Raw genomic sequence first — 12,688 nt, 5'->3', positions numbered from 1 at the left:
GATCCCAAGAAGTCGCCCAATTTAATAAATGTCATCCTTAACTTTTGGTAAAGAGCTTTTTTTCAGTGAAAAATTAAAAATCGTTCCGTTTGGTTTATTATCTGAAACTGTTATTTCGCTCCCATGTAATTTTAAAATAGTTTGACATAGAGCCAAGCCTAAACCCAGGCCTCTTCGACTATCACTACGCTGTACTTTTCCAGTTGTAAATGGCTCAAAAAGGCTTCCTTTTATAGCATCATCAATGCCAGGTCCATCATCAGAAATGCTGAAGTGTACTAAATGTTCAGATTCTTTTACCCGTATAGTAATAACACTACCTGATGGTGTATAGGTCAATGCATTATCAATAATATTAATGAGAACTTGAATAATAAGTCGCGCATCCATTAAAGCAAATACAAATTCAGGTTCAATTTGATAGGTTATTTCATGGGTATTATTTAGACGAACGACATGTGTTAGTGCCTCTTGAATAATTTCTTCTACTAGTTCCATTTGTAACTCTAAAGCAAATTGTCCATCTTCTAACTTAGACACAGCAAGTAAGTTTTCAACCATTTGTACAAGCCATTTGGAATTTTTATAAATATCCTCATATATTCTGCTTTTTTCATCCTCTCGAATTTGGGATGCATTTGATAGTAATATATCTGCATTACCAGAAATAGCAGTTAGCGGTGTTCTTAAATCATGAGAAACTGCACGCAAAAGGTTTGCTCGTATTTGTTCCATCTCAGCTTCTCTAGCTACTTCTTCATTGAGTTTTTGTAAATACCATTTATCAAGTGCGAATGAAAAATCATTGATAATGGCATGCAAAATATTTCGTTCAAATGCAGGTAACGGTGATTGCTTTGACAGTGCAATACCAATCACGCCCTTAACACGCCCGTTTGAAATAACCGGTACGTAGTAGGCATTCACTTCGGGAAATATATCAGTGGACACACCTGCTACATGCTTATTATTGATAACCCAGCTTACTACACCATGTTCATTCGGATTCTCAAAGAAGGAAGCTATTTTATTATTTTCAATACTAGATATGCTCTCAGCTCGGAAAAAAAATGAGTTCTCAATTAAATTATTTTCTATTTCAAAAAATTGTACGGGTCTTTCTACTAACTTAACGATTTGTGACATGCCTTCCGTAATAATTTCTTCTATCGATTTAGCATGTTGAAGCCTGCGATTCGTATCAAGGAGCACTTCCATTCGATAAGATTTACGAACAGCTACAATGGTTTGCTCCTTTATTTTTTTTGTTAAGCTACTTGTAATCACTCCTGAAAGGAACATGATAACAAAGGTCATCGGATAGTCGCGATGATAGGCGTTAAATGAAAAACGTGGTTCTGTAAAAAAGTAATTAAAAAGCAGTACGGCTATGATGGAGCTAATAATGCTCATCATCCATCCTGATGACCAAATGGCAAGAATTAAGACACCTAAAATGTAGATAGTGATGATGTTCGAGTCGCTTACACCAATTCTGTAAAAATATAGCCCAACAACTGAGACGATGCCAAATACTATAGCCATTTTTAATAAGTCAAGCCATTCAAATGACAACTTATTTTTTACAGTAGGGAAGTAGAATTGTTCGTTTTCCTGATCAGGCACTATGTGAATTGCTAAATTCGGTACAAATTCGTTGAGCCGATCACTAATTTTTGTACTTGGTCGCCACCATTTTTTTCTCATACTAGTTCTACCGATGACTAATTTGGTGACACCACTAATTTGTGCATAGTTGGCAAGGGCAGCAGCTACATCATCTTCTTGAACTATTACGACATGGCCGCCAAGCTGTTCAACAAGTTTCAGATGTTGCTGAAGTCGTTCTGAATTTGCGTTATTTTTATTATGCTCCTGTACGTTTTGTACATAAAGAGCGGTGAATTTTCCATGTAATGCCTGTGCAAGTCGAGCGGCAGTTCGAATAACCTTAGCATTAGTGGGAGAGCTACTAATACCAACAAGTAAATGCTCTTCGATTTGTACAGGATTTTTCATAGATTCACTGCTGTTTACCTGCTTATAGTTAATCGTATCTGCAGCTCTTCGTAGTGCAATTTCTCGAAGTGATACTAAATTCTGTTTGCGAAAAAAAGATTGCACTGCTTTTTCAGCTTGTTGTTTTACATAAATTTTACCTTCTTGTAGGCGCTGAATTAACTCATCTGGTTCAATATCGACAATTTTTATTTGTGCAGCTTGATCAATTAAATAATCTGGAATACGCTCCCGTACTTTTATTCCGGTTATTTCCTCTACAATATCGTGTAGACTTTCAATATGTTGAATGTTTACTGTTGTATAGACATGAATGCCCTTTGCAAGTAATTCCTCTACATCTCCAAAACGTTTCTTGTGACGCATCGTTGGAACATTAGTGTGTGCCAATTCATCAATAAGGACAATTTCCGGTTTACGCTTCAGTACTTCATCAATATCTAATTCCTGAAAAGGTTTACCCTTATAAATTATTTTTTTCGTAGGGATTTGTTCAAGTCCCTCAAGTAAAGCTAACGTATCTGGACGAGGATGTGGTTCTACATAGCCAACTACCACATCTTTACCAAGTTTTTGTGCTTGATGTGCTGCATCTAGCATTGCATAAGTTTTACCTACTCCAGCAGCATAACCAAGAAAAATCTTTAACTTCCCTACAAATTGTTCTTCCTGTTGAAGCCTCGCTAAAAACGTCTCTGGAGTTGGACGTGTATTTTCCATCCTCTTTCACCTCATTTGTATTATAGCGCTATCTTCCATTAAGAAAGTATTAAGATTTTCTCTCTTTATAGTTTCTTAATAGAAAAAACGATTTCCTAACACTACATTAATTTGAAAGTCAGTATGATGAGAGCATCCAAAAGAGAGAAGGGGTGTTTTGAATTGATGGACTTTTATATGACTGGCGTACTCATCATAAGCTTTGCGTGTCTTTATGCGTTAACCGCATGGTGCTTTAAGCTAGTCGAAGAGAAGTAAGGGGGAATAACAGGCGTATTGATTAAGAAAATGTAGGTTTAATTATTGGCTGATAAAAGAATGTTATTGTTGATATTTTGCTCATGTAAACCCATTTTAACTGATTGTAGCGTAGGGCTACTCGACTCCCGCGGGAAAGCGAGACCCTGCACGGAGCGAATGTTTTCTGTGCGAAAGCGAAGCGTCAGCGACAAAAAGAGTAGCCCGTAGCGGAAATCAGAGCCTTCTAAATAAGTAGAGTGGGTAAAAATGGTTAATCAACACATTAGGGGGAATAAAAATGTGGATTATTATGGGGATTGTACTTGTGTTCCTTTTCGGTTATCTAGGGTATGCATTACTTTATCCTGAAAACTATTAATAGGCTAGTAGGAGGTATTGCGGTATGTGGCAAATTGCCATCGTATTAATTATTTATTTACCGATCGTTATTTTAACTGGGCACTATCTATTTCGGGTGACAATGCAACAAAAAACATGGCTTGATCCAATAATGGATAGATTTGATGCCGTTATTTATAAATTAAGTGGCATTAAGCAAGTGGATATGACTGGTAAACAGTATGTACTTTCATTAATTTTGTCGAATGCTTTTATGGTTTTTATTGGATATATTCTATTGCGCATTCAAGCTATGCTGTTTTTAAATCCAAATAATATTGACAATATGGAAGCAACACTTTCGTTTAATACCATTATTTCATTTATGACGAATACGAATCTTCAACATTATAGTGGCGAATCAGGACTTAGCTATTTATCACAAATGTTAATCATTATCTTTATGATGTTTACATCTGCAGCTACTGGATATGCCGCTTGTATGGCGTTCTGCCGCCGCCTTGTTGCTAAAACTGATACTATAGGGAATTTCTTTATAGATTTTGTTCGTGTTATTACACGTGTGTTAATGCCTTTATCTATTGTTGTTGCCATTATTTTAGTATCTCAAGGTTCTCCGCAAACCTTAAGTGCGAATCAAACTGTTCAAACAATAGAAGGTAAAGTTCAAGATATTGCACTTGGGCCTGTAGCTTCTCTTGAATCCATTAAGCATATAGGCACTAATGGTGGTGGTTTTAATGGAGCGAATTCAACGACGCCTTTTGAAAATCCAACGGTCATTTCTAATATTGTGGAAATGCTATCTATGATGTTATTACCTGGTGCTTGTGTAGTTGCATTTAGTTTAATGGTCGCACATAGAAAAGAGAAAACGATATTCGGCAAACAAGGTCTATCCATTTTTGTGGCGATGAGTGTGCTGTTTCTAGTCGGATTGGTGACTGTGTATGTGGCTGAGAGAGCGGGTAATCCAATCATTAGTGAGCTCGGAATTTCGCAGGAGCTTGGAAGTATGGAAGGAAAAGAGATGCGCTTTGGGGTAGCTCAATCAGCGTTGTTTACAACAGTGACTACTGCTTTTACAACGGGATCTGTTAACAATATGCATGATACATTAACACCGCTTGGTGGTCTTATCCCAATGTTTAATATGATGCTGAATGTTGTGTTCGGAGGCAAAGGAGTCGGCCTGATGAACATGATGATGTATGTGCTACTGACGATTTTCATCGCCTGTTTAATGATTGGTCGAACACCTCAGTTTTTAGGCAAGAAAATTGAGGAAAAGGAAATGAAATTAATTGCTCTTTGTATCTTAATCCACCCTGCTATTATCCTACTATTTTCAGCACTTGCAGTTACAACAACAGCAGGGGTAGCGGGTATAACGAATCCAGGTGCACATGGTTTATCCCAAGTTTTATATGAATTTGCATCGGCCTCTGCGAACAACGGCTCAGGTTTTGAAGGACTAGCTGACAACTCAACATTTTGGAATGTGACGACAGGACTTGCCATGTTCTTTGGACGGTATTTGACGATCATTATTCAACTAGCCATAGCGTCTTTACTTGCTAAAAAAATGTTTCATAGTGATTCGGTGGGCACATTGAAAACAGATAATACAATTTTTACATTTTTACTTGTTGCTATCGTTTTAATGATTGGTGCTCTTACGTTTTTACCAGCATTAGCACTTGGGCCAATTACAGAGCACTTACAACTTTATCTTCATTCAGCTTAAGACTCCTACCTTTAATGTGGTGAGATGAATTTGAAAGGAATAAATGTGCGTGCACAATTCAAAATCCGGACGCATTGTTTATCTGCAGCGAAAGCAAAGCGTCAGCTACAATTACGCCAAGGCGAAATTGATTTTTAATAAGGAGAGACACTTATGGAAACAGCAAGAAAAAGTTTTATTACGGGCACTATGTTTAAAAGCTCTATGATAGACGCTTTAAAGAAGTTTAGCCCAGCATATATGGTGAAAAATCCTGTTATGTTTGTAGTAGAAATAGGGTTTATGTTCGTACTGTTATTAACACTTTTTCCGAATATATTTGGTAACGAGGTTGGAGAACATGACCGATTGTATAATGCGATTGTCGCTGTCATTCTTTTTGTTACCATTCTATTTGCTAATTTTGCCGAGTCGATTGCAGAAGGACGGGGGAAGGCACAGGTTCAAACTTTAAAAAAGACGAAAACAGTGACACAGGCTCGTGTTTTGCTTAGTGATGGTTCTGAAATACTTAAACAGGCACATGAGTTAAAAAAGGGCGATATCGTTTTAGTTCAAGCAGGAGAGGTTATTCCAAATGACGGGGAAGTCAGAGATGGGATTGCAACAGTAGATGAATCGGCAATAACGGGTGAATCTGCTCCTGTTGTAAAGGAGCGAGGTGGTGATTTTTCATCAGTGACAGGTGGCACGACGGTTACGAGTGATTGGCTGATGATCGAAATTACTTCGATGCCAGGGGAATCGTTTTTAGATAAAATGATTACGCTCATCGAGGGAGCCAGTCGTAAAAAAACGCCAAATGAGGTAGCGCTCAACACACTTTTAGTAAGCTTAACAATTATTTTCTTATTAGTTGTTGTGACACTCTATCCAATGACAACTTATTTAAATGTTCCGATTTCTATCGCAACATTAATAGCCCTGACAGTTTGTTTAATTCCTACAACAATAGGAGGATTATTGTCGGCAATCGGTATTGCAGGAATGGATAGGGTTACACAGTTTAACGTTATTGCGATGTCTGGAAGAGCCGTAGAGGCGTGTGGAGACGTGGATACTTTAATATTAGATAAAACTGGAACGATTACTTATGGCAATCGCATGGCAGCTGAATTTCTCCCAGTAAAAGGGGTGGAAAGTAAAGATTTGATTCAAGTTGCATGGCTTAGTTCTTTAACAGATGATACACCTGAAGGAAAATCAATTTTGTCACTTGCTTGTGAATTAGGAGTGAATACTGACGACGAAGAAAACATTATCAAGTCAAGCGAACATATTCCATTTACCGCACAGACACGCATGAGCGGATTGGATATGAAGGATGGTACAAAAATTCGAAAAGGAGCCTACGATACAATAAAAAAAGAAAGTATGAATGCAGGTCATGGCATTCCTACAAATATGGAACAGCTGATTCAGCAAGTATCTTCTGTTGGTGGAACACCGCTTGTAGTAGCGTTAAACGATAAAATTTTAGGTGTTATTTATTTAAAGGATGTCGTAAAGGCTGGACTCAAGGACCGCTTTGATCAGCTTCGAGCAATGGGTATTAAAACAATCATGTGTACAGGAGATAATCCGCTAACTGCAGCAGCTATCGCAAAGGAAGCTGGAGTAGATAGCTTTATTGCAGAAAGTAAGCCAGAAGATAAAATTCAAGTTATTAAAGATGAGCAAGCACAAGGTAAAGTTGTAGCTATGACTGGTGACGGCACGAATGATGCGCCAGCACTGGCACAGGCGAATGTAGGGCTTGCCATGAATTCAGGAACGAATGCAGCGAAGGAAGCTGCTAATATGGTCGACTTAGATTCAAATCCAACTAAAATTATTGAAGTTGTAGAAATTGGGAAGCAATTGCTGATGACTCGAGGTGCCTTAACAACATTTAGTATTGCAAACGATATCGCAAAATACTTTGCCATTATCCCAGCTATGTTAATGGTTGCTGTACCTGAGATGAGTGCATTAAACATTATGAATCTCAATTCACCTACAAGTGCGATCATTTCTGCTTTAATTTTTAATGCGGTCATTATTCCATTGTTAATACCAATTGCAATGAAAGGCGTCAAGTATAAGCCGATGAGTGCTGCAAAATTATTAAATAAAAATTTACTTGTTTATGGCGTAGGCGGTATTATTGCTCCCTTTATTGGTATTAAGTTGATTGATCTATTAGTTGGGCCACTATTCCATACGTTTGGGTTATAGGAGGAAGCTACATGCGAAAATTTTTTGAGAACTCAAAGCAAGCAATACTCATCACACTAACTATGTTTGTTTTATGTGGTTTTATATACCCATTTGCAGTGACTGCATTAGCCCAAGGGTTATTTCATCATAAAGCAAATGGTAGTTTAATAGAGACGGATGGTGAAGCTGTCGGCTCAGAATTAATCGGTCAAGCTTTTACGGCACCAGAATATTTCTGGGGGCGTGTCTCATCTGTTAACTATAATGTTTATATGAAAGAGGATACGATACCAGACGAAAAGGGGCGGGTGAATTATAGTGGTGTAAGCTCTGGAACGTTTAACTATGCACCATCTAATCCAGAATTGAAAAAACGGATAGAAGCAGATATCGAGAAGTTTTTACTAGCAAACCCATCCGTAAAACGACAAGATATACCTGCTGATTTAATGACCGCTTCAGGTTCAGGATTGGATCCACATATCAGTGTGAAGGCTGCAGAAATACAAGTCGAACGTATTGCCCAAGCAAGTGGGCTTTCGAAGGATGAGATTGAAAAAATTATAGAAGCAAATACAGAAAAACGTTCGTTGGGGATTTTTGGAGAAAGTAAGGTGAACTTCCTTATGGCTAATTTGGATATGATGAAAAAAATGGAGGGAAAAGAGGCTCATCAATAAAAGTTGGGATGGGACTTATGCTAAAACGTATGCCATGAAAAATTGATCTTCATTACGACTGGGCGACTCCTCGGAAGCCCCCAGGAAGCTTTGCTCTGTGCGAAAGCGTAGTGTTAACGTAGCAGCAACAAAGCGCCTAGTCGGAACGGAAATCAACCCTACGTTATGAGAATGAACAATATAGGGGAAACAAATTTTAACAAATCAAAAACAGGTAGAGAAACTATTTTCTCTACCTGTTTCACTATATATTAAGCTTGTGAATTTACAAGAATTTTAATATGGTTTCGCTCTTTCATTAGTACTTCAAAGCCTTCTGTTACGACTTCCTCAAGATCAATTCGTTTTGTCACAAGTTTTTCAGCAGGGAAGTAGCCTTGTTTCATTAATTCCATAACTGCTGGGAAAATATCGCGATAAGCAATAATACCTTTTACAGAACGCTCTGATAGTACGATATTATTAGGTAGAATAGAAGCGTCTGTTTCCCAAATAGAAACGATAATTGTTTCACCTTCAAATGTTGTTGAATCAATCGCTTGCTGCAATACAACAGGAACACCTGTAACTTCAAATGCAACATCTACGCCACCATTTGTTAATTCATGTAGACGAGCTACTGCATCCTCATCTTTAGGGTTAATAACAGCTGTAGCGCCAAGCTCTAATGCTTTAGCAGCACGCTCTGCTGAAAGTTCTACCGCATAAATTTCCGCTGCTCCAGCTGCTCGCAATGCCTCGATAACTAGAAGACCGATTGGCCCAGTACCAAAGACAGCTGCTGTATCACCAGCTTTTAGTTTACTTTGACGAACTGCATGTAATGCTACTGCCGCTGGTTCAACAAGTGCACCTTGTTCATAGGAAAGACCCTCGGGCATTTTGTGTACCATTTTTTCATCTACCATTGTATATTCAGAGAAACCTCCGCCACCGCCAGAAAGACCGTGGAATCCTAAATGCTTACAAATATTATATTTTCCTTTTTTACAAGCGGCACATTCGCCACATGCAAGAATAGGTTCTACAACGACAGGATCTCCAACTTGTACCTTTGAAACACCTTCGCCAATTTCTACTACTTCACCAGAAAACTCATGGCCCATAACAATTGGCGCAATATCTTTACTTACATAGTGAGGTTGTTCCACTGGAATGAATATTGGGCCAGCTGCATATTCATGTAAATCACTACCACAAATCCCTGTCCAATGTACTTTAATTTTTACTTTTCCAGGTGCGATTACTGGTTCTTCAATGTTTTCTACACGGATGTCTTTTGCTTTATACCATCTTGCTGCTTTCATGATAAGTCAACCTCCTCTAGTATCTTACATCTTTATCGTAACATATGGTAATTCTGTAAGGCATTAGTTAACAATGAATTGACATAAAAAATACTTATTCATAGCTCCTTCTAACAGCATTAGGTGGGTTCAGCTTGTCGACAAAATAATAAATATAAAATAAGTGTCTTATGTGTTGATTAACCATTTTTATACATTTGAATTAATTCGAGTAACCCTACGCTACAATCAGTTAAAATTGGGAATATATTAGCGAAATAGAAACAAAAAACCCTTTTATCGGAACAATTTTAAGATTTATCGGAACCTTTTCGAGATATATCGGAACAATTCTAAGATTTGTCGCCCTAATTTTCAAACTTATCGCCCAACTTTAATTCACCTCAAAAATACACCTATTTTTAAAAAGCACACCTGATAAAGTGTCTCAAAAAACAAAGGTTAATTTTTACTCCAAGTGGCTGATTTCCGTAAGAGTCGCCGCCCTCAGCGAAAAATCAACGGTTCTTCATCATTAGTACGAGTACCAAACTGAATCAAAATAGTATTAAAATTAACATACTAAAAATATCTAGACTAAATTATTATGGTAGCTCACCATAGAGAAAATCTCCTCAAAAAATAGGAATATCAAGGTCTTACAATTAAATTACCTTACAGCTTTATGCAATTAGGAGTAGCGTTTGTTTACAGGTCTGAGTGCAATTTTTATTGCATATTCACAGTATTTCGAGTAACTTTGATAAGGGCTTTGCTACAGCCATGATAAAAATTAAAAATTATGTTCATGCTTTAGATAATAGGACGTTAATATACCTCATGCGTGTTGATTAGGAAAATATAGATTTATTATTGACTGATAAAATTTTTTTTGTTGATATTTTGCTTATGTAGTCCATTGTAGTTGGGCTACTCGACTCAGTGGGAAGACAAGTAGCCCAGCGGTTATCAGAGCCTTTCAATTAGGGTGGATAAAACGCTTAATTAACACACCTGAATATACCTAAAAGTTGAATCATGATACAATGTGAAAGATGTTAGGAGGAACGAATTATGTCAAAATATACTGATTATAATTTTCAGCCATTTTTGCAGGACGCAATTGCAGAACTTGGCTTTACAGAACCAACGCCGATTCAAAAGGAAATCATTCCGCTATTATTAAAAGGAAAAAGTGCAATCGGACAAGCGCATACAGGAACAGGAAAAACACATAGTTTTTTAATTCCAATAGTGCAACGAATTAATGCTGATAAGCAGGAAGTACAAGCTGTTATTACGTCACCTACACGTGAGCTTGCACAACAAATTTTTGATGCGTTAAATCAATTAATAGAAGGAACAACAATTCAAGCGAAATTATTTATTGGAGGTACGGACAAACAACGCTCCATTGATAAGTTAAAAACACAACCACAAATTGTTGTCGGAACGCCAGGACGTATTCGTGATCTCGTTTCAGCGCAAGCGTTATTTGTGCATACGGCGCCAATTTTAGTTGTCGATGAGGCAGATTTAGCCTTCGATATGGGCTTTATAGAGGAAATCGATGGTTTTGCTTCCCAAATGCCAGAAAACCTTGAAATGTTTGTATTCTCAGCAACAATTCCAGAAAAGCTTCAGCCTTTCTTAAAAAAATATATGGAAGCACCTGTTCATATCCATATGAACGATAAACGTCCGGTCGCAGAAGGAATTGACTTTGTGCTTGTACCAGTGCGTTCGAAATCACGTAACAAACGTTTGTTGGAAGTTATTGAAGGGATCAATCCATTTTTAGCTGTCATTTTCACTAACACACGTAAAACTGCAGAGCATGTTGCAGGCTACTTAAATGAAAACGGGATTCGCTGTGGTCAAATACATGGTGATTTAAGTCCGCGTGATCGTAAGAAGATGATGAAGCAAATTCGAGATTTGGATTATCAATATATCGTTGCAACAGATCTTGCAGCGCGTGGTATCGATATTCAAGGGATTTCACATGTCATTAACTACGAAATTCCAGAGGACTTAGAATTCTTTGTTCATCGTGTGGGACGTACAGCCCGTGCAGGTAATAAAGGAACTGCTATCACATTATTTGAGCCATCAGATGAAGATGCAGTAGTACGTGTTGAGAAAATGGGTATTCCATTTGTTCAAAAAGACGTGAAAAATGGCGAATGGTCTGAATTAAAAGAGCGTCATGCACGTAAAAATCGTGTGAAGCATGAAAATGAAATCGATGCAAAAGCTAAATCATTAGTACGTAAGCCGAAAAAAGTAAAACCAGGCTATAAACGTAATATGAAATGGGAAATGGACAAAATTAAAAAGCGTGAACGTCGCTTAAAAGCTCGCGGTAAAAAATAAGGAGGCTTTCAAATGCTACTTGGATCACATGTTTCAATGAGTGGAAAAGAAATGCTGCTCGGGTCAAGTAAAGAGGCTCTTTCGTATGGGGCAAATACCTTTATGATTTATACAGGAGCACCTCAAAACACTCGTCGTAAGCCAATTGCTGACCTTAATATTATGAACGGTTTACTACACATGAAAGAGCATGGCATGACAAATATTGTTGTTCATGCTCCATACATTATTAATATTGCAAACACAGAAAAACCTGAAACTTTCCGTCTAGGTGTAGATTTTTTACAAACTGAAATCGAACGAACAGCGGCGTTGGAAGCAACACAAATTGTGTTGCATCCGGGTGCCCATGTTGGCGCGGGAGCAGACGCAGGGATTGCCAAAATTATTGAAGGTTTAAATGAAGTACTGTCACAGGATTACCCGGTACAAATCGCATTAGAAACAATGGCGGGAAAAGGAACTGAATGTGGTCGTTCTTTCGAAGAGCTTGCGAAAATTATAGATGGTGTAACACATAATGAACGTCTTTCAGTATGCTTTGATACGTGCCATACGCATGATGCTGGTTATAATATTGTAGAAGATTTTGATGGCGTCTTAAATGAGTTTGATAAATTAATAGGTGTTGACCGTATCAAAGTCCTGCATATCAACGATTCTAAAAATGTTCGCGGTGCAGGAAAAGACCGTCACGAAAATATTGGCTTCGGTCATATTGGCTTTGATGCATTAAAGTATGTTGTCCATCATCCGCAATTAATGGAGGTTCCTAAAATCCTAGAAACACCATTTGTCGCATTAAATAGTGATGCCAAATCAAAATCGGCTCCTTATAAACATGAAATTGAAATGCTTCGTAATGGAGAGTATAAACCAGAGTTAATCGACGCTCTAAGAGGATAGAATAAATAAGCCCGAAATCAGCTGCATGAATACTGATTTCAGGCTTATTTTATTTTTATTGGTTCTATAATATTTTTTGGGGTATTCGCACAATTCCACGCATAAAAAAAGCACAGATTCACCGATTTATATATACTTGAATTGTCGAGAAACAA

At 37.7% G+C, this 12,688-nt stretch carries 7 protein-coding genes; 5 read left to right on the top strand and 2 right to left on the bottom strand.

Annotated elements, in window-relative coordinates:
- Nucleotides 1-21: 21 nt before the first annotated feature.
- The gene (locus B1B04_RS23730) at nt 22-2,739 is read right to left on the bottom strand and encodes a sensor histidine kinase (RefSeq protein ID WP_079563819.1); all 2,718 of its coding nucleotides are present in this window, start codon (nt 2,737-2,739) and stop codon (nt 22-24) included.
- Nucleotides 2,740-3,382: 643 nt separating this feature from the next.
- On the opposite strand from B1B04_RS23730, the gene kdpA reads away from it, so the two are divergent.
- From kdpA to kdpC, 3 genes are all read left to right on the top strand, one after another.
- Nucleotides 3,383-5,086 carry a potassium-transporting ATPase subunit KdpA gene (gene kdpA / locus B1B04_RS23720; RefSeq protein ID WP_079563815.1) on the top strand — a complete coding sequence of 568 codons (1,704 nt, stop codon included), beginning with the start codon at nt 3,383-3,385 and terminating at the stop codon, nt 5,084-5,086.
- A gap of 153 nt (nt 5,087-5,239) precedes the next feature.
- Complete coding sequence (kdpB, locus tag B1B04_RS23715; RefSeq protein WP_079563813.1) at nt 5,240-7,303, top strand: potassium-transporting ATPase subunit KdpB; 2,064 nt, start codon at nt 5,240-5,242, stop codon at nt 7,301-7,303.
- 11 nt (nt 7,304-7,314) lie between these two features.
- Nucleotides 7,315-7,965 (top strand): K(+)-transporting ATPase subunit C, encoded by a 651-nt coding sequence (kdpC, locus tag B1B04_RS23710; RefSeq protein WP_079563811.1) that lies wholly within the window; start codon nt 7,315-7,317, stop codon nt 7,963-7,965.
- 251 nt (nt 7,966-8,216) lie between these two features.
- On the opposite strand, the gene B1B04_RS23705 is transcribed toward kdpC, so the two are convergent.
- Entirely contained in the window at nt 8,217-9,272 is a 1,056-nt protein-coding gene (locus B1B04_RS23705; RefSeq protein ID WP_079563809.1) for a 2,3-butanediol dehydrogenase, read from the bottom strand.
- 1,053 nt (nt 9,273-10,325) lie between these two features.
- Here B1B04_RS23705 and B1B04_RS23700 point away from each other — a divergent pair.
- Together B1B04_RS23700 and B1B04_RS23695 are read left to right on the top strand one after the other, a co-directional pair.
- Complete coding sequence (locus tag B1B04_RS23700) at nt 10,326-11,627, top strand: DEAD/DEAH box helicase (RefSeq protein ID WP_079563807.1); 1,302 nt, start codon at nt 10,326-10,328, stop codon at nt 11,625-11,627.
- 12 nt (nt 11,628-11,639) lie between these two features.
- Nucleotides 11,640-12,533, top strand: coding sequence for a deoxyribonuclease IV (locus tag B1B04_RS23695; RefSeq protein WP_079563806.1), 894 nt, complete (start codon nt 11,640-11,642; stop codon nt 12,531-12,533).
- Nucleotides 12,534-12,688: the final 155 nt, after the last annotated feature.

It is taken from the genome of Lysinibacillus sp. KCTC 33748, from assembly GCF_002237755.1.
Taxonomy (GTDB): domain Bacteria; phylum Bacillota; class Bacilli; order Bacillales_A; family Planococcaceae; genus Lysinibacillus.
This window is presented reverse-complemented; position numbering and strand designations above follow the sequence as displayed.

Excerpts from the sequence above, each read along its gene's own strand:
- B1B04_RS23730 (WP_079563819.1), bottom strand. The coding sequence starts at position 2,739 with ATGGAAAATACACGTCCAACTCCAGAGACGTTTTTAGCGAGGCTTCAA.
- kdpB (WP_079563813.1), top strand. The coding sequence starts at position 5,240 with ATGGAAACAGCAAGAAAAAGTTTTATTACGGGCACTATGTTTAAAAGC.
- kdpA (WP_079563815.1), top strand. The coding sequence starts at position 3,383 with ATGTGGCAAATTGCCATCGTATTAATTATTTATTTACCGATCGTTATT.
- kdpC (WP_079563811.1), top strand. The coding sequence starts at position 7,315 with ATGCGAAAATTTTTTGAGAACTCAAAGCAAGCAATACTCATCACACTA.
- B1B04_RS23695 (WP_079563806.1), top strand. The coding sequence starts at position 11,640 with ATGCTACTTGGATCACATGTTTCAATGAGTGGAAAAGAAATGCTGCTC.
- B1B04_RS23705 (WP_079563809.1), bottom strand. The coding sequence starts at position 9,272 with ATGAAAGCAGCAAGATGGTATAAAGCAAAAGACATCCGTGTAGAAAAC.
- B1B04_RS23700 (WP_079563807.1), top strand. The coding sequence starts at position 10,326 with ATGTCAAAATATACTGATTATAATTTTCAGCCATTTTTGCAGGACGCA.